Source organism: Leifsonia shinshuensis (genome assembly GCF_022606355.1).
GTDB classification, from domain to species: domain Bacteria; phylum Actinomycetota; class Actinomycetes; order Actinomycetales; family Microbacteriaceae; genus Leifsonia; species Leifsonia shinshuensis_B.
The window spans coordinates 612,395-630,228 of record NZ_JAHHZQ010000002.1 but is presented as its reverse complement, the minus strand read 5'-3'; the positions used below and the strand labels follow the sequence as shown (position 1 = coordinate 630,228).

Genomic DNA, 17,834 nt, shown 5'->3' with positions numbered 1-17,834 from the left:
GGATCAGAGAAGATTGGGCAGCAGCCGCGACACCTGGTCGGCCGCGATGATCCCCGCGGCTAGCAGGATGGGCGCGAACACGATCCAGGTGCGCTGCGCGCCGAAGCGGTGCAGGGCGCGGGTGCCGAGGAGGAGCGCGGCAACGAGGGCCTGCAGCGCGAAGACGAGCAGCCAGGCGGTGCTCGGGTCGCTCGCGAGTTCGCGATCGGCGAGCGGCAGAGTCTTGGCGGTGGTCTGGCGGACGCCCGGGTCCTTCGCCTTCGAGATGAGCTCGGCGTCGACGCGCACGACGCCAGAGGGCACGTAGGGCAGTCCTCGCGCGGTCTCCAGCGTCAGCCTCCCCTCTGACGAACGGAGCGCCGGGAGGTCGGGGTCGCCGGCGTAGCGCACGCCGATGACCCGGTAGACGCTCTTGCCCTGCCCGGTGATGGCGACGATCCTGGCGCCGGGCGCGAGTCCCTGGATGCCCGAGAACGGGCCGCCGTACGCCGCGGCCCGACCGAGGACGACGCTGGTCCCGGCCTGTCCCGGAAGCACCGTGTCGCGGCGGTGACCGGGGCCGTTCGCCGTGACGCCGGAGGACGAGCCCTCGAGGACCACCTCGTTCAGGCCGATCGACGGGATGGCGATGACCGCCACCGGCACGCCGTCCGGCAGCAGCACGCCGTCCACGTCGCCCTCGCTGACGGGAGCCGTTGCCGCTGCGAGCTCCTCACGGAACGTGTTGCCGGCGACCTGCTGACCGACCAGGTGGTGCACATGGCTGAGCAGCAGGATGTTCGCCGCGAATCCGATCAGCACGATGGCGGCGAGCAGAGCGATGGCGCGCGCGGTCTTCTGTGCGGGGCTGAGGAGAATCGGCTCGCGCGGCGGCGCCGGCGGGCGGCGCGGCGGCTTCGGCGGCCGCGGAGGCTTCGGCTGGCCAGGCGGCCGGGTCTGGACGTCCTCGCTCATGCGCCGGCCCCGGCGGCCACCAGCCCGAGCCCGAGCGAGCTGCGCACGACCACGATGATGGCCGCAGCACCCGCCATCAGCACGATCGAGACCGCGCCCACCCACGGGAAGGCGAAGACCAGTGTGTCGCGGAGCACCGGCTTCATCGTGTGCCCGTCGAGCACGGCGGGCGGCGTGATCGTCGCGTGGGCGGTGACGAACGTCCACTGGCCGACGCCGTCGAGGCGCTGGGTGAGCTGGGCGGTCTTGCCCGGCTGGATGGTCGGGCCCGCGATCAGCCCCGAGTCGGCGATGGTCGTGCCGAACGAGTTCGTCAGCGTGAAGCGGGCCTTCGGGGCGAAGGCCGTCGACGATCCGTTGTGCACCGCGATCGTCGCGACGATCGTCCCGTGCCCGGGGTTCAGGTCGGGAACGAAGCGGGCGCTGAGCCCGCCGACGTTGAGCGGCCCGTTCGAGCCTCCGGTCGTCGCAGGGGCAGTCGGCGTCGGCGTCGGACCGGTGCCCGCGACATCGGACGGGGTGTCGGAGGGCGTGCTCCCGCCGCCGCTGGAGGCGCCGCTGCCCCCGTCTCCCACACCCGGCGTCGGGGTCGCCCCGGGGATGTCGACCGAGATGCCGATACCGCCGCCGTCGCCCTGGTCGGCCGAGGCCGGCGCGGAGACACCGCCGAGCCCTCCGACGGCGAGCAGGAAGCCCAGACCGACGACCAGCGCGAAGCCGGGACCGCGCTTACGCACTGCCGCCCTCCGTTCCGGTGGAGACCGCTTCGCGCTCGTCGCTCGCCTTGCGGCGGGCCTCCTCCTCCGTGTAGGCGATCCAGGCCGCGGCCCGCTTGCGGTCGCTGCGGCGGCGCAGGCGGAGGTAGAGCAGCACGCCGCCGGCGACGACCAGCGCTGCGAGGAGCCACCACGGCATCGCGAAGGCGAGCGTGTCGCGCGAGATCGGGCGCAGCGGTCCGGGGTTGAGGGCGTCGGGCGAGACCGTCGGCTGCAGTTCGACGTACGGGTTGAGATAGCCGACCTGGCCGACGTGCGGGACGACCACCGTCATCGACCGGGTGTTGCCGGGGAGCAGCTCCGGGAGGTCCTGCCGCACCGAGCCGGCCGGGATGCCGAAGAGCGCCTTCGCCCCCACCACGAGATGCGCGCCGAGAGCGACGTTGCCGTTGTTGCGCACGGTGAAGGTCACTGCCGTGCTGCCGTCGAACGGGTTCAGCGTCGCACGGTAGTCCGCGGCGACGTCGGCCACCGTCAGCGCGGGCTGGAGGTCGCCGGGGACGCGCACGTAGAGGCGCGTCGCGACCCGGCGGTCGACGAGGATCTGGCCGTCGCCCTTCTGGCTGGAGACGACGATCCCGCCGGCGTGGTCCCCCGGTCGCGCGTCGGCGGGGACGGCGAGCGTGAACGGGACCGTCTTCTGCTGCCCGGGCGGCAGCGTCAGCTTCTCCGAGGTCTGCGAGCCGTCGAAGAGCACCCAGGTGCCGACGCCGGTCGGCTTCTTCGCCGTGTCGAGGAGGGCGTACTGGCCGTCGTCGGTGTTGAACGCGTCGGTGGCGAACAGGGTGATCGTCTGCTCGGTGGTGCCGGTGTTGCGGACCACGTACTCGTCGTCGAGGTGCTGGCCGGGCTGCAGCTGATAGCTGAGCCGCGTGCGGTCGTCGCCGGGGCCGGCGGAGATGGCGTCGGTGTCGTCCGCGAAGGCGGGGGCCGCCCCGAGCAGGGCGGCGAGGAGGCCCGCGGCGAGAGCGGCGAGGAGTCGGGAGCTCCGGGCGCTGAGGGGGTGTCGAGTGAGCACGCTCTATTGATCCGAATCGCGGTGGCCGGTCGATTGCGCCGACGTGAACGGGCTGCTAACGGGCGCGTGTCGGGGCTTCGCAGCGCGTCCGCGGACAGCGGAAGAGGGGCCGCGCAGGTGCGCGGCCCCTCCCCTGGTGGTGCCTACGGCTACTTCGAGACGAGCGTCAGCGTCATCGTCGAGTCGTAGGTGCCGGCCGGGGTGCTGGCCGGGGCGACGAGCGTCAGGTCTGCGCTGAGGTTCGTCGTGCCCGTTCCAGAACCCGCGGCGGCCGACGCGAAACCGCTGAACGCGGTCGCGTCACCGGCGACGTGCTCGGCCCCGGCGAGCACGCCTCCCGGGTTGGTGACCAGCTTCGGCTTGACGCCGAGCTGCTTGGAGTCGATCGTCTTCGTGGAGTCCGCGGCGTTGACGAAGTCGGCGGTGGAGGCCGTGAGGTCCCAGCCCGGCTTGGTGACGACGCGCTGGTCGGCGACCTGGAACTGCGGAAGGGCGCCCGTGGAGGTCGACAGCTGGTTGACCAGGGTCGCCGTTCCGAGAGTGGCCTTCGCGCCGGACGGGACGACCAGGCTGAGCGTGCCGTCCTGAGCGCCGACCGTGGTCGCCTCGATGCCGATGCTGCCGGTGCCCGACGGCGGGTTGCCCGGGTCGGTCGGGGTCGAGGTCACCGGGTCGAAGGTGTACTTGCCGGTGCCGACGCCGACGTGCGCGGTGAACCACCACGCGCCGGACGAGGCGAAGTTGACGCCGTTGTCCTTGGCGCAGATGACGCCGATCGAGTAGTCGCCGCCGGTGGATCGGATGGTCGACATCGAGCCGCTGAGGGTCTGGTCGGGCGAGATGTCCGGGGCGATGATCGTCTTCTGGGCGTTCAGGCTGAGCAGGTTCCACGCCTTGTACGACTTGGGGTCGCGCTCGGTGCCGGGGGTCGTCCAGAACGAGATCGAGTGCGTGGCGTCGGCCGGGCACTGGTACGGCTGGAACGGGTCGGTCTTGCTCGGGCTGATCAGGATGTCCTGCGACCAGTCGAGGGTGGCCCCATCGGCCACGTATGCGGCCGCGTCGTTGTCGAACAGGTACGCGGGCCCGTCCGTGGGCGTCGCCGCGACGGCGGCCGAGGCCGCGCCCGCCACGAGGGCGGTCGTCGCACCCATCGCGGCGAACGCGATGAAGAGCTTCCTGGTGTTCATAATGTCCTTTTCGTCTGACTTCGGGTGGATCAGGAGAGGTTGGCGCGGATGGGCGTGGTGCTGGACGGGGCGAGGAAGCCGAACTTGCTCTTCACCGCACCGGAGGTGGAGGCGATGGTGCCGAAGTTGGTCAGGCTCTTCGCCTTGGTCGGGTCGACCAGGGCGGCGAGTCCGGCGTCGTAGCTGGCGCTGGTGGAGTCGATGCGCGCGTACTGCACGACGACGTAGGTGTCACGACCCCAGGTGGCGTCGTTGTAGTACGCCGGGTTCGGGACGAGAGCCGAGCCGCTGCCGGTGTACGGAGCGGTGGCGCCCTGGGCGCTGCCGAGGACGGCCGTTCCGGTGCGGTTCTGGGCGGCGCCGTTCTTCTGTGCGACCCAGCTGGCGACCGAGAACGGGATGATCTGGCCGGGGGTGGTGAGGACGGTGCCGTCGTTCTCGGCGAGCGTGCTCTGGTTGACGCACGCGCCCGGGGTGCTGACGCCGATGGCCGAGAGGAAGAACTTGCGGGTTCCGGAGGCCGACTGCGGGAGGACGGGCGAGATGGCGACGCCGTTCACCGAGGTGAGCGTGCAGTTGTAGATCTGAGTCAGCTGGGCGGTGCTCAGCTGCTCCAGACCCGTGGCGGTGCCCGGGGCGATCGCGTACGAGACGGCGTCGCGGCCGAACGGGATGTAGGCGAGCGGCCCGGTCGGGTTGGTCGCGGCGCCGGGGCCGGACGAGGAGCGGGCGATGTCGACCTGGCCGGTGATCGCGGTGGCGGGGGTGGTGTTGCCCGCGACGGAGTACGGCGCGCCGTCGATCGAGCGGCTGAGGGCCTTCACACCGTCGCCCGAGCCGGCCGGACGCGCGAAGTACGGGCCGTTCGGCTTGGTCTGGATGGCGGGCGAGCCGAAGGCGTCGAACGAGCCGATGGTGCCGGCGGACGACGAGACGCGCACGCTCGGGCCGGTGAGCTGGGTTCCGTTGGCCAGGGCGTTGGCGACGTCCTGGAGGGTGTCCGAGCCGGCCAGCACGTAGCTGTTCGACACGGGGTCGGCGTTCGCAGGAGTAGCGAGCAGCAGACCGGCGACGGCGGTGCCCACGACGGCGCAGACGGCCGCTGCCTTCTTGATCTTCACTCTGGTGATTCCTTTCGGGTCGGGCGCGAGCCGAGCGGCTCGCGCTGGTCCGGCCGTCACGAGAACCTCCGCAGACGACCGAAGATGGGGATGGCGGCCGCGGCGGCGACGCCGCCGACGAGTCCGCCGGGGAGCACCGCGGGGATCCCGCCGGTGTCCGGGTCCTTGACGGTCTTGCCCGCGCTGAGGCTTCCCGCGGGGCTACCGGTCGCTGTCGGCCCGGTGGACGCGCCGGCGGGGACGACAGAGCCGCCGGTCCCTGCGGAGGAGTCCGAGCCGTACGCGGAATCGCCCCCCGTGGCTCCGAGGCCGGCGTCGCCGCCGGTCGAGCCGGAGGGGACATCGGTCGTCGCGCCGGACTGGATCGCGGCGGCCGCCGAGAGCGCCTGCGCCTTCCAGGCCGCCGGGATCGGCGCGTAGCCGGGAGGCAGCTGGCCGGCCTCCACGCCGGGCGCCTGGCCGGTCGTGGCCGCATAGCGGATGAAGGCCGCGTAGTCGGCGCGGGTGGAGGTGTCGCCCTGCGCGGGATTGCTGGCCGCGTAGACCGGCAGCGCGAGCGGGTACGCGGCGGCGGCGGATTTCGCCCCGGCTCCCGCCGGGTCGTACTCGAGCACCTGCGGCTGGCCGGCGACCGGCGTCATCGCGGAGGCGGCCGCGGTCAGCGAGTCCGTCGTCGGCAGGACGAACTTGCCTGCGGCGTTCTGCAGGCTCGCCGTGATCACCTGGTACCTCGCTGCCGAGCTGGTGTCGGTGAGCGCCAGCACCTTCTGGTATCCCGGCAGGTTCCGCACGCTCTTGCCGTACTTCGGGGGCGCCGAGGTCGGGTCCCAGAGTCCGAGGGTCTGCCCGTCGCCGCGCAGTGTGTAGTAGGCCGCCTGGTCGAGGTCGTTCGTGTACGGCCTCCACGTGACGAGGTTGACCTCACCGCCGGCGTTGCCCGCGGGCTGCGTGATCGGGTCGGCCTTCGGGAAGTCGTCCCGTGGCAGCTCGAGCGCCGAGCCGGACGGGTTCACCTTGGCCGTCGTCGAGCTGTTCGGGTTGACCTTCATGCCCCACGGGTCGGCCGAGCCGGCGAGGAACGCGCGTGCGTCGGGGTCGGCGAGCACGTACCGCCACAGTTGCCAGGCGGCATCGGAGCGGCCCTGTGGAACAAGGAGGTCGGAGATGGAGGGCGCGACGATCGCCTGGTACTTCCAGTCGGGGTTGTCCGCGTTGACCGCGCGGAAGTCGGGGTCGTACAGGAGGTTGCGCGGGTTGGCGCCGAGTTCCGCGTGGTCGGCGTAGGTCGGGATCGCGTCCTGGTAGGAGGCCGTGAGCAGCTTGGCGATGAGACGCGGAGTCAGCTTCATCGCGTCGAACGACAGCCCCGCGCGATCCAACTGGTCGGCGGGAGTGGAGCCGTCGGCGGCGGGTGATCGATCGACCGCGAACGCCACGGCCAGGCCGCCGACGGCGATCGGGGCGTATTCGAGCTCGTCCGTGTCGCCGGTCGACAGCGCTCGGGAGGTCAGGGCGAGCGGCGCGGTGTCGGTGCCGTTCGCGGCCTGGAGCGCGTCGGACTCGGCGCTGTTGCTCATCGTGTAGGTCGCCCCTCCCTGCGACGCGCACAGCACCGGTTGCCACGATGCGACGGCGCCGGCGACCAGCTCGCTGCCGCGCAGCTGACGCTCGGCCGCACCGATCGCGCAACTGACCCCGAGCGGCTTGAAGGTGAGCTTCACCGCGATGTTGTGCTTCCAGGCGTCCCAGCGCAGGCCCGACTGCGTGATGTGCTGCTCGCCGGAGTCACCGGTTCCGCGCGGGATGATCACGAGCCAGCACGACCGCGGCGCGGTCGTGGAACCGGAGGCGACCGGGGTCCCGCAGCCGAGCCCGTCGGCCTGGAGGGCGGTCTGCACCTCGAACTTCACCGAACCGGCCCCGTTGGAACCCGACCCCGCCCAAGGGACCTCGTTGGACGAGCTGGGGTTGAAGAACTGGTTGACGTTGACGTTCTCGGTCGTCTGCTTGTGGTCGACGACGGACGACACGAGAGTGCCGTCGACGCCCTTGAACGGCACGGACGTGTAGGCGGGCGAGAAGATGCCGGTGCGCGGCGCCGTGTAGTCCTGATCCTGGTCGGCGACGGTGCCGTCGGTCACATAGCCGTCGCGCGTAGCGCCAGGGGTGTTGAACGCCCCGTACGTGCAGGTCGTGCGGTCCGGGTGGCCGGGGTGCTGCGGGTCCTCCCCCCAGCACTGGGCGAGCTGCAGGAAGTTCTCGCCTCCGGTGCTGCCGCTGGGCGGTGTGGACTTCTTGCCGCCGGTCCAGCTGACGGTGACGCCCTGGGAGATGAGGTCGGTGGTCTGGGAGACGGTCACCGCGAGGTTCGGGAAGGGGGCGTTCGCGGCGTCCGGGTCCTGCTGCGCGGCGGTGACGGTCACGGCGGTGGTCTCTGCGGCGCTCGCGCTGCCGCCCTGCGACCCGGCCGCGGCGAACGCCGCGGTGGCCGCGATGCCGACCAGGGCACCGAAGGCGAGGGCTCGTGCGATCGTTCCGCGACGCACCTGCTGCCCGCTCGATTCCATGTTTCTCCAGGGGTTTTCCTGCCGTCTCATTGGCGGCCGGGCGTCAAGCTATGGGCGGAGTGTGACGCCGGGATGAACGACTCGGGAACGGGCCGCCGCCAGCACCTTCTCCACCGGATTCGCCCACGCCGAAGGGCTTCACGGGTGTGGGTGGGGTGGGGTGCGGCAGGGCGTCAGTCGCCGGAGCCGTGGGAGCGGCGGAGACGGCCGAACACGAGCGGCGGGAGGACGATCGCGAGCACGAGCAGGGCGCCGGCGATCAGCATGACGGTCTGCTGGCCTCCCCAGCCGTCGTCGGCGAGCGCGAACGGCGTCGCGCGCGCGGGGTTCGCGATGTTGACCTGGACTCCGCCCAGGGAGACGTCGGTCACCGAGCCGGTTCCGGTTCCGGTGTCGGTCGCGCCCGTGCCGGTCCCGGCGCCGGCGCCGCCGCTGCCGCCACCGGCCTCCGCCGCCGCGCCGCCCGACCCCGAGCCCGTCACGGCCGTGTCGGTGCCCTTGGCGCCCGCGGTGCCGGTGGTGCACTGGTTCGGACCCTGCTTGTCGCACGCGGCCGGCTGCGGCGCGCTGGCGGCGAGCTGGTTGTTCGACGGGGAGTCCCCCGGCTTGAAGGTGGGGTTGCGGCAGGTGTTGACGTCCACGTTGGAGGCGTCTGCGCCCGGAATGCGTTTGATCTGCTCGAAGCCGGCGAGCACGAGGTTCATCGGCAGCGGTGAGTAGCCGAGCGTCGCCGCCTGTTGCTGGCCCTCGCACAGCATGTAGTGGGTGAAGGTGCCGAGGGTCTTGCCCTTGGCTGCGGTGAAGATGCCGCCTGCCTGGGTCGGCACGATCATGTACGAATAGCTCGACAACGGGTAGGTGCGCGGATCCGCACTGTTGTAGACGCCGTCGAGGATCTGGGTCAGGTAGTCGGGCGACGACGAGTTGTTGTTGATGGCCGCCTTCATCAGTGCGACCGCGACCGAGGAGGCCGTCGGCTCGATGTAGTAGCCGGCCGAGTTCAGCACCTTCGCGACCGGGAAGCCCGACTTGAGCGCGTAGGAGTACTCGACGTAGGTGATCGCTCCTTCGCCGTAGGACTGGCTGACGTACCCGGCGACGCCGAGCGAGCCGCTCTGCAGCTTGAAGTTGCCGTACGACGGGAACTGCGAGGTCAGGCCGCACGGCACCGGCCTGCCGACCTTGCCGCAGAAGGCGTTCCACAGGCTCGAGTACTGCTTCGACATCCACAGGGTGAACTGCGCGGTCGACCCGGAGCCGTCGGAGCGCACGACCGGCACGATCGGCTTGTCCGGCATGGCGAGACCCGGGTTGTCCTTCTGGATCTGCGGGTCCTTCCAGTTGGTGATCGCGCCGGTGAAGATCTTGCTGATCGTCTCGCCGCTCAACCGCAGATTGGTGACGCGCTTGCCGCCGATCTTGAGGTTGTACATGAACGAGGTGCCACCCGCCACGATCGGCATGTAGGCGAAGCCGGTGGAGGGGACCTCGGGAGCCGAGCCGTCCTCCGGCTTCGACTGGAACGGGATCTCGCTGACCGCGAAGTCGACCGTGCGGGCGATGAAGTCACGACGCCCGGCGGACGAGCCGGTTCCGGAGTAGTTCACGGTCATGCTGTAGTTCGTTGCCACGTTGCGCCGCCACTGGTCTAGCGCGTTCTGCGACCAGGTGGAGCCGGTACCGCTGATCGGCGCCCAGCTGGCGGCCTGCGCCGTCTCGGCGGCCTGGGGCGCGAGCGGCGCGGCGAGCGCCAGCACGGCGGCGGCCGCGGCGAGCGCCACGCGGAGGACGCGGGGGAGGGTGCGGGAGGTGCTGGTGCTGGTGCTCACGAGTGGTCCTCGGGGGTCGGGGAGACGGTATCGGTCGGGGAGTCGGTGGGGCTCGTGGGTTCGACGGGTGCCGGCTGGGCGGCGATCCGTGCGGCATCCCGCCTGCTCGCAGCAGCGGCCCGCCGCCGGCCGCGATCGGACAGCTGACCCGGCGCCTTGCCTCCGATGAGCCGCGCGACGAAGAACAGGGCGAGCACGAGCAGGATGAGCACCGCAGCGGCACCGAAGCCGCGCGCGATCATGTTCGGCTCCGGGCTCTTCACGAAGTCGAAGACCTGCAGCGGAAGCGAGATCATCGGGCCGTTGAACGGGTCGACGTTCATCTCGGCGGTGATGCCGGAGGTCAGCAGTACGGGGGAGGTCTCACCGATGCCACGCGCTGTGCCGAGGATGACCGCCGTCACCAGACCCGAGCGGGCCGTGGGGAGGACGACGTGCCAGACCGTCCGCCAGCGCGTCGTCCCGAGCGCGTAGGAGGCCTCGCGCAGGTTCTGCGCCACGAGCCGGAGCACGACGTCCGACGCCCGGATGATGATGGGCAGCATCATCACGCTGATCGCGAGCGATGCTGCGAATCCCGAGCGCTGGTGCGTGACGAACACGATGATCGCGGAGTACACGAACAGGCCGGCGACGATCGACGGGAGGGCGGTCATCGCGTCGGCGATCGTCCGTACGAAGCGCGCGAAGCGGCCGCCCACCTCGTTGAGGAACACCGCGGTCGCGATGCCGAGCGGGATGGTGATGGCCAGCGCGATGCCGATCTGGATGAGCGTGCCGACGAGCGCGTGCAGGATGCCGCCGTCGCTGAGCGGATCGAGCGGACCCGCGAACTTCATCGTCTGCGTGAAGAAGTTCAGGTGCTGCACGGCCGCCCAGCCGCGCGCGAGCGCGAAGAGCACGACGAACACGAGGGCGGCGAGCAGCAGCACGCCCGCACTGACGAACAGCACGGTCATCACCCGGTCGGCCACGTCTTCGCGTGTCGAGCGCAGCGCGACGAGCAGTGCGTACAGGCCGATGAAGATCAGGTAGGCGACGATCGCCCAGCCCACCTGACCGGTGAGCGGCGTGAACCAGCCGAACAGGAGGAGGGCCAGCGCGGCGGCCGAGAGCAGCGAGCCCCACAGGTTGAAGCGGTCCTCGGCCGACGTGCGGCGCAGGTCGCGCCGAGGGCCGGTCTCGCCGCGGTCCTCCGGCGGCAGGTCCGTGCCTCCCGCGGCCGCGGGCGCTTCGGCCGCGGCCGGCGCCGGCTCCGCGGGAGCAGCGACGATCGTGATGTCTTCGAGTTCGGTCAGTGTCATGGCGGGCCTAGCTGGTCTGCGCCCCGGAGCGCGAGCGCGCCACGATGGACGACGCGGTGAAGTTGACGACGAGGGTCATGAGGAACAGCACGAGTCCCGCGGCCATGAGCGCAGAAAGGCCGAACGTGCTCGCCTCTCCGTACCGCGTGGCGATGAGGGCCGACACGGAGTTGGAGCCCGTCTTGAGGATCTCGAGGTTGATGTCGAAGGTCGGCGAGATGATCAGGTAGACCGCGATGGTCTCACCGAGGGCGCGGCCGAGCCCGAGCATCGTGCCGCCGATGATCCCGCCTCGGCCGAACGGGAGCACGACGGAGCGGATCATCCCCCAGCGCGTGGAACCGAGAGCGTACGCACCCTCGCGCTCGCCGGCCGGGGCCTGCGAGAACGCCTCCCGCATGACCGAGGTCTGCGTCGGCACCACCATCAGCGCCACGACCAGCCCCGCGATGAACGCCGACGACGTGAAGGCACTGGCCTCGGTGAGCTGTCGCCCCTTCTCGTCGGTGACGGCGAAGATCGGGATCCAGCCGAAATGCGCCGAGATCCACCGCGACACCGGGACGATGTTCTCCTGCAGGAAGAACAGGCCGAAGAGCCCGTAGACGACGCTCGGGACGGCGGCCATCAGATCGACGAGGCTGATCAGCAGGGTCCTCACCTTGGGAGGCACGATCTCGGAGATGAGCAGGGAGGTGCCGAGCGCGAGTGGGATGGCGACGGCCATCGCGATGAGGGCGATGGTGACCGTACCGGCGAGCACGGCGGCGATCCCGAACTTGTGCGTCTCGGGCGACCACTCCGTCTCGGTGAGGAACGAGAAGCCGGTCACCTTCAGCGCGTCACCGGCGCGGATCGCGAGGAACAGGCCGACGGCGAGCATGATGCCGACCGTCACCGAGCCCGCCGAGTAGCTGACCCAGCGGAACACGGAGTCGGAGCGGGAGGGCCGGGCGAGCAGGGAACGCTTGCGCGGACGGCCTCCCGCGGAGTCGCCGTCGACGCCGGGCAGCGTCGTGCGCGCGGCGGGCGCGTCGGGGAGTGTTCTGGTCATTCGGGTTCACCTCGGGTCACGGGCGCGACGGCAGAGCCGCACGCGCCTGGCGAAAAGCGTGGACACACCGGGTGAACTCCCGGCGACGTCCGTGTGAAGGGGCTGCATCCGGGTCGGCCCCGTGCGGGGGACGGCAGCCGTCGTCGCCCGACGCCCACGCCCGTGGCGCTCACGGCGACCGCGACGGGGTCGGCGCGGCCGTCGGCCCGGAGGGTGTCGGCGCGGGAGTGGAGGGCGCCCGGCTGAGCACCACGGTGACGGTGGAGCCGAGCGCCAGCCGGGCACCGGCGCCCGGCTCGGTGCCGAGCACCGTGCGGTCGGGCACGGTGGCGTCGGCCACCGTGCGCTCTGCGACGGTGAAACCGGCGGCCGAGAGCGTGGCCCCGGCGGCGACGCCCGCGCGACCGGCGACGTCCGGGACGGTCGTGAAGCCGGAAGCGACGACGATGACCACCGCCGAGCCCCGCGGTGCCGCCGCGCCGGCTTCCGGGCTGGAGGAGAGGACGGTTCCTGCGGCCGCCGTCGAGTCCTGCTCGCGGACGGCCCCGGTGGTCAGACCGGCGGCGGCGAGGCGCGCCTGGGCGTCCGGGCGCGTCGCGCCCGCAAGATCGGGCACAGCGACCGACACGGGAGGTGCCGCCATGGGGGCGGGCGGGGTCGGGCGCGTGGTGGCGACGGGGGTCGCCGCCGGCGACGGGGCATCCGTCGACGACGGCGCCGCGAGCGGCGGCGGCGCGGTCGTCGCGCTGGAGGCGATGAGCCAGATCGTCGCGACGACCGCCGTCGTGACGGCGAGCACGCCGACGGCGAGACGGCCTGGGCGTCCCCGCCGGGAGGCGACCCCCGGCGCGGCAGCGGGCGCCGCGGACAGCGTGCTGCGCGTGAGCGCCGCTGTCGCCTGCGGGCGGGCAGCGGGCGTCGCACGCACGGCCGCCGCCGAGGACGGGGAGAGGCCGCTGCGCGCCTCATCGCCGGAGCGCCGCCGCGGCAGCACCTCCGTCCGCCCGCCCACCGGCAGGACGCGCGTGCGGGAGGACGCGAGCGCCGGTTCGGCGAGCGCGGCGAGCGCGGCGCGCACGGCCCGGGCCATGGCCGCGGCGGATGGGAAACGTGCGGAAGGATCCTTCAACAGCCCGCGCACGACGAGGTCGTCGGTCGCCCGGGAGAGGCGCGAGTCGTGCGCCGACGGGACGCTGGGAGGTGCGCCGACGTGGGCGGCCATCGTCTGCTCGACGCTCGCGCGCGCGAACGGGGGCCGGGCGGTGAGCGCGAAGTGCAGTACTCCCGCGACTTGATAGAGGTCGCCCCGCTCGTCCACCGGCTCTCCCAGCGCCTGCTCGGGCGACAGGTAGTTGACGCTGCCGATGACACCGCCTCCCGTGCCGGAGGAGCGCAGTACGTCGTCGCCGGTCGCCGCCCGGTCCGGTTCGTCCGCGAGACCGAAGTCGAGGAGCGCGACCTCCCCGTTCCCGCCGATCATCACATTGCCCGGCGCGATGTCCCGGTGGACGATGCCCGCCGCATGGACGGCGACGAGCACGTCGAGGAGGCCCGCCGTGAAGTCGAGGGCCTCGGCTTCGGGAAGCGCTCCGGTGCGCTCGACCCGGTCGGCGAGGGTCTCGCCCAGCGCCAGGGCCGAGGCGATCCACGCGCGCTCCTCCTCCGTCGTCGCAGCGTCCTCGCCGGTCGCCACGATCGCGGGGACACCGGGATGCGCCACCCTCCGCATCGCGTGCGCTTCCGCGTAGAACGACGCGCGCTGCGCCGCCGTCCCGGCGAGCTGCGGATGCAGGACCTTGACGGCGACCCGCCCGCCATCGGGACGGCCGGGATCGGCGTCCCGGTCGCGGGCGCGGAACACCGTCGCCGTGGCACCGGAGCCGAGCAGAGCCTCCAGCTCGAACCGGCCGGCCAACGCACGGGAGTCGTCGGGCGCGCTCACCGCGCCTCCGCCGCGATCGCGTTGGCGGCGGACGCGACCGCGTCCACGTACGAGTCGACGTGGTTGTAGCCGTAGATCGCGGCGCGCCAGCGGTCGGCGCGCGACAGGTCGCCGTACGAGCACAGCATCCGTCCCGCCGCGAGCGCCGCGTCATCGAGCTGCTGGGGGTCGGCCACCCCGTCCCCGTTCCCGTCGGCGCCCCAGGTGCGCCAGGTGGAGGGGAGGAACTGGAACGGCCCGACGGCGCGGTCGCCCGACGGGTCGCCGTCGAGCGCACCGCCATCGGTGTCCGCCACGGCGTCATAGCTGCCGCCGTCGAGATCGGGGCCGAAGATCGGTGGCGATACGCGGCCGTCGGGGCCGACGCTCGAACCGCCGGAGGTGCCATGGTGCGACTCCACCGCGGCCAGACCGGCGAGGGTGCTCCACCCGAGCCGGCAGCCGGGCTGCTCCGATGCGATGGCGATGGCCGCTCCGGAGTAGGCCATGACAGCCCTGGCCGCGACCCCGGTCCGCCGGGAGACGTCGACCGCCCACCGCTGATCGACACGGTCGGCGATCGCTGATGCGGCGGCCGCTGCGGTCTCCCGCCGGGTGGCCGCGCCCGCCGGCGCCGACGCCGCGATCGTCCCCGGGTCGGAAGCCGTTGGCGCGATGCTCCAGCCTGCCGGCGGCGGCGCGGCGCTCAGCGCGGTCACCGCCGCGACGGCGATCAGCACGGCGGCGCCGACGGCGACCCCGACCGACCGCATCATGAGAGCGACCGCATCACGAGACCGACCGCATCACCACACGACATCGTCCGACGCCACTCCGGCGCGACGCGGCGGCTCGAGACGGCGCGGGCTGTCCTCGACGACGGCCACGGCCAGGGCGTCGAGGGTGGCGAGCGCCGCAGTCGCGCCGGAGGCGGCAGCGCCGTACCAGCGGCCGCACGTGATCACGGGAAGCCCCTTGCGGGTCACGTACCAGCCGCTCATGCCGGCCCGCTCGCCGTTCACGGCGACGACGCCCAGCTCGTCGACGGACGCGCGGAGTGCCGTGACATGGGCACGGGCGCTCGCGAACGACGTGTACGCGCGCGCGCTGCGGCCGAGCTCACGATTGTTGGGGGCGAGCACCCGCCACACTCCGCACGGCGCGGTGGCAGGAACGGCGCGCACCACCGGCTGCGCGCGGCGCACCTCCTCGAGCGGGCGCGACGGCACTCCGGGCGCGACCGTCACCACAGCGGCGGTGCGGCGGGCGCCGGCCTCCACGGCCTGGAGGAACCGCGCCCACGCCAAGAACATGGGGTCGGAGCTGGAACGGAACATCGAGAACACGATGCGCGGCGTCGCGGACATGGGCAGCCTTCGGGAGGGGGCGGTCGTGGCGCTCTGGTGTGCGTCTCGGGGCAACCGTCGAGAACAAGGTGGAAGGCACGGATGACGGAGGGACGTCCGGAAGATGAAGGAGAGGTGTACGCGGGACCCCCAATCTGTGGGCATTCTCAGTTGTCCGCCGCGTGTTTCGCAGGGCTCTCCAAGCGGTCCACCCCCGTTCGGGGCTGTTGCTGTGACGGTCTGGTGAACAGCGGGTGAAGCCCCGTTCAGGAGCACACAGGTGGCTCCTAGGCTCGCTCCTGTCCACGACCTGGAGGCCACAGCCGATGTCAACGCGCGCCCGACTCACGGCGCTCTTCGGTGTACTGGCCGCCGTGGTCGCCGTCGTGATCGTGCTCGCCCTGGCCGCCCGGCCGGCCGCGGTCAGCGCGGCGCCGTCCTCCGAGATCGCGGTCGCGGCCGGCCTGGACGACTGCGGCGACGGGTGGGGCGACGGAGGCAGAGCAGCGGGAGGCACGGCCGCCTTCGACGTCGACAACACGACCGTCGGCGGTGTCGAGGTGTACCTCCAGGCCGTCGACACCCAGAAGGTCTACCTCGACCTGGAGAGCATCGGTGCCGGCGCGCACGCCCACGCGCGCGTCACGCTCGGGTCCGGCCGCTACCGATTCGTCTGCCTGCCCGCCGACGCCGACCCGGTGCGTGGGCCGACCGTCGCGGTGGGCCCGGCACCGAGGGGCTCAGCGCTCACCCCCGGCATCGTGCCGGTGACGCGCGCCGACCTGATCCCCGCGGCACAGGCCTACGGCGCCTGGGTCGCATCGCGCCTCCCCGCCCTGCGCCGGCAGGCCGCCGCCGTCGCGGCCGACGCCGAGGAGGGCGACTTAGCGGCCGCACGCCGCGACTGGCTCACCGCCCACAGCACCTATGAGACTCTCGGCGCCGCTTACGGTGCGTTCGGCGAGGTCGGCGACGCGATCGACGGGCTCCCCGGCCACGGCTTGACGGGCTTCCACGCTGTGGAGGCCCCGCTCTACACCGCCGCACCGGCCTCCGCCGTCGTCGGGCCGGCGCAGAAGCTGGTCGCCGACATCGACAGGCTGATCGCGGCCTTCCCGTCGGCACAGATCGACCCGGGCGACATGGGACTCCGCGCACACGAGATCGTGGAGGACGCCCTCCGCGACGTGCTCGCCGGAGCGGCCGACGCGGGATCGGGGACCGAGCTCGCCACGATCGACGCGAACCTCTCCGGTGCGAGGCAGGCTTTGGCCCCGCTCCACGACATCCTCGCCTCCCGCTACCCCGACCTGGCGGCGACCCAGCAGTCGATCACCACCACCCAGACGCTCGTGGAGGGCTTCCGCGGGGCCGACGGCACCTGGACGCGCCTCTCCGCCCTGACGACCGCCCAGCGCGAGCACGTCGACGCGGCGCTCAGCGAGACCGCCGAGCTGCTCGCTCCGGTCGCGGCCATCTGCGCCCCGAGGAGGAACCCGTGACGGGCATCGGACGACGGGACTTCCTGCATGCGGGCGCCGGAGTCGCGGCCGGTGTCGCGGCCGCGGGCGGGGTGAGCGCGGGACCGGGCGCCACGCGCCGCGCGGTCGCAGACGCAGGCACCTCACGCTCCGCCGCCCCCGCCTTCCACGGCGACCACCAGCAGGGAATCCTCACGCCAGCGCAGCGGTCGGCGGCGTTCGTCGCACTCGACGTCACCACGGCCTCCCGGGCCGAACTCGGCGACCTGCTGCGTACGATCACCGAGCGCGCACGCTTTCTGACCACGGGAGGCACACCTCCCGACCCCGGGCTGACGGCACCGCCGCGCGACTCCGGTGTCCTCGGCCCCACGGTGGTCCCCGACGGCCTCACCGTCACCCTCTCCGTCGGCGCCTCCCTGTTCGACGGCCGGTACGGGCTGGCGTCCGCCAAGCCGGTGAAGCTGCGGACGATGGACGAGTTCCCCGACGACTCGCTGCGCCGCGAGGTCTGCGACGGCGACCTCCTGCTGCAGGTCTGCGCCGACGACCGCGACGCCGTCACCCACGCCGTCCGCGAGATCGCCCGGGCCACCCGCGGCGGGATGGGCGTGCGCTGGCGACAGGACGGCTTCGTCTCGCCGCCGCGGCCCAGCGGAACCCCGCGCAACCTGATGGGGTTCAAGGACGGAACCAGCAACCCCGACACCGGCGACGCCGCCCTGATGAAGCAGCTCGTGTGGGCGCACGGCGGCTCGGGCGAGCCCGCCTGGGTGACCGGCGGCAGCTACCACGTCGTCCGCGTCATCCGGATGCTCGTGGAGTTCTGGGACCGGGTCAACCTGCACGAGCAGGAGAACATGATCGGCCGCCGGCGCGACACCGGGGCCCCGCTCACGGCCTCCGCCGAGCACGACGACCCGCACTTCGAGAACGACCCCACCGGCGACGTCATCCAGCTCGACGCGCACATCCGGCTCGCCAACCCGCGCACGAAGGCGTCGGCCGACCAGCGGATGCTGCGCCGCGCCTACAACTACGACGGCGGTGTGGACGCCAACGGGACCCTCGACATGGGGCTCGTCTTCGTGGCCTTCAACCAGGACCTCGACCGCCAGTTCGTCGCCGTGCAGAAGCGTCTGGCCGGCGAGCCGCTCACCGACTACATCCAGCCGTTCGGCGGCGGCTACTACTTCGCGCTCCCCGGAGCGCGCGACTCCTCCGACTGGCTCGGGCGCAGCATGCTCGCGTGAGGCGGAGGTCCGGTAACACC

At 72.4% G+C, this 17,834-nt stretch carries 14 protein-coding genes; 2 read left to right on the top strand and 12 right to left on the bottom strand.

What is annotated here, in order from left to right; genetic code table 11:
• Nucleotides 1-3: 3 nt before the first annotated feature.
• The 12 genes from KNO15_RS09950 to KNO15_RS09895 form a co-directional block, all read right to left on the bottom strand.
• Nucleotides 4-954 carry a sortase gene (locus tag KNO15_RS09950; protein WP_241703557.1) on the bottom strand — a complete coding sequence of 317 codons (951 nt, stop codon included), beginning with the start codon at nt 952-954 and terminating at the stop codon, nt 4-6.
• Nucleotides 951-1,691: a hypothetical protein gene (locus tag KNO15_RS09945; RefSeq protein ID WP_241703556.1), complete on the bottom strand. Its 741-nt coding sequence runs from the start codon at nt 1,689-1,691 to the stop codon at nt 951-953. The genes KNO15_RS09950 and KNO15_RS09945 overlap by 4 nt, the downstream gene beginning before the upstream one ends.
• Complete coding sequence (locus KNO15_RS09940) at nt 1,684-2,748, bottom strand: WxL protein peptidoglycan domain-containing protein (RefSeq protein ID WP_241703554.1); 1,065 nt, start codon at nt 2,746-2,748, stop codon at nt 1,684-1,686. The genes KNO15_RS09945 and KNO15_RS09940 overlap by 8 nt, the downstream gene beginning before the upstream one ends.
• A gap of 149 nt (nt 2,749-2,897) precedes the next feature.
• Nucleotides 2,898-3,938 carry a hypothetical protein gene (locus KNO15_RS09935; protein WP_241703552.1) on the bottom strand — a complete coding sequence of 347 codons (1,041 nt, stop codon included), beginning with the start codon at nt 3,936-3,938 and terminating at the stop codon, nt 2,898-2,900.
• Nucleotides 3,939-3,967: 29 nt separating this feature from the next.
• Nucleotides 3,968-5,059 carry a substrate-binding domain-containing protein gene (locus tag KNO15_RS09930; protein ID WP_241703550.1) on the bottom strand — a complete coding sequence of 364 codons (1,092 nt, stop codon included), beginning with the start codon at nt 5,057-5,059 and terminating at the stop codon, nt 3,968-3,970.
• 56 nt (nt 5,060-5,115) lie between these two features.
• Nucleotides 5,116-7,626, bottom strand: coding sequence for a hypothetical protein (locus KNO15_RS09925; protein ID WP_241703548.1), 2,511 nt, complete (start codon nt 7,624-7,626; stop codon nt 5,116-5,118).
• A 173-nt stretch (nt 7,627-7,799) separates the two neighbouring features.
• On the bottom strand, nt 7,800-9,455 hold the full coding sequence (pstS, locus tag KNO15_RS09920; RefSeq protein WP_241703546.1) for a phosphate ABC transporter substrate-binding protein PstS: 1,656 nt from the start codon (nt 9,453-9,455) through the stop codon (nt 7,800-7,802).
• Nucleotides 9,452-10,759 carry a phosphate ABC transporter permease PstA gene (pstA, locus tag KNO15_RS09915; RefSeq protein ID WP_241703544.1) on the bottom strand — a complete coding sequence of 436 codons (1,308 nt, stop codon included), beginning with the start codon at nt 10,757-10,759 and terminating at the stop codon, nt 9,452-9,454. The genes pstS and pstA overlap by 4 nt, the downstream gene beginning before the upstream one ends.
• Nucleotides 10,760-10,766: 7 nt before the next feature.
• Nucleotides 10,767-11,813 (bottom strand): phosphate ABC transporter permease subunit PstC, encoded by a 1,047-nt coding sequence (pstC, locus tag KNO15_RS09910; protein WP_241703543.1) that lies wholly within the window; start codon nt 11,811-11,813, stop codon nt 10,767-10,769.
• A 169-nt stretch (nt 11,814-11,982) separates the two neighbouring features.
• Nucleotides 11,983-13,755, bottom strand: a complete 1,773-nt coding sequence (locus KNO15_RS09905; RefSeq protein WP_241703541.1) for a protein kinase domain-containing protein — start codon at nt 13,753-13,755, stop codon at nt 11,983-11,985.
• Complete coding sequence (locus KNO15_RS09900; protein WP_241703539.1) at nt 13,752-14,510, bottom strand: lytic transglycosylase domain-containing protein; 759 nt, start codon at nt 14,508-14,510, stop codon at nt 13,752-13,754. Before KNO15_RS09900 ends, KNO15_RS09905 begins: the two co-directional genes overlap by 4 nt.
• Before the next feature lie 30 nt (nt 14,511-14,540).
• Nucleotides 14,541-15,101, bottom strand: a complete 561-nt coding sequence (locus KNO15_RS09895; RefSeq protein ID WP_241703538.1) for a hypothetical protein — start codon at nt 15,099-15,101, stop codon at nt 14,541-14,543.
• A 305-nt stretch (nt 15,102-15,406) separates the two neighbouring features.
• On the opposite strand from KNO15_RS09895, the gene KNO15_RS09890 reads away from it, so the two are divergent.
• Together KNO15_RS09890 and efeB are read left to right on the top strand one after the other, a co-directional pair.
• Nucleotides 15,407-16,582 carry an EfeM/EfeO family lipoprotein gene (locus KNO15_RS09890; protein ID WP_241703537.1) on the top strand — a complete coding sequence of 392 codons (1,176 nt, stop codon included), beginning with the start codon at nt 15,407-15,409 and terminating at the stop codon, nt 16,580-16,582.
• Nucleotides 16,579-17,814 carry an iron uptake transporter deferrochelatase/peroxidase subunit gene (gene efeB / locus KNO15_RS09885; RefSeq protein WP_241703534.1) on the top strand — a complete coding sequence of 412 codons (1,236 nt, stop codon included), beginning with the start codon at nt 16,579-16,581 and terminating at the stop codon, nt 17,812-17,814. Before KNO15_RS09890 ends, efeB begins: the two co-directional genes overlap by 4 nt.
• Nucleotides 17,815-17,834 lie beyond the last annotated feature (20 nt).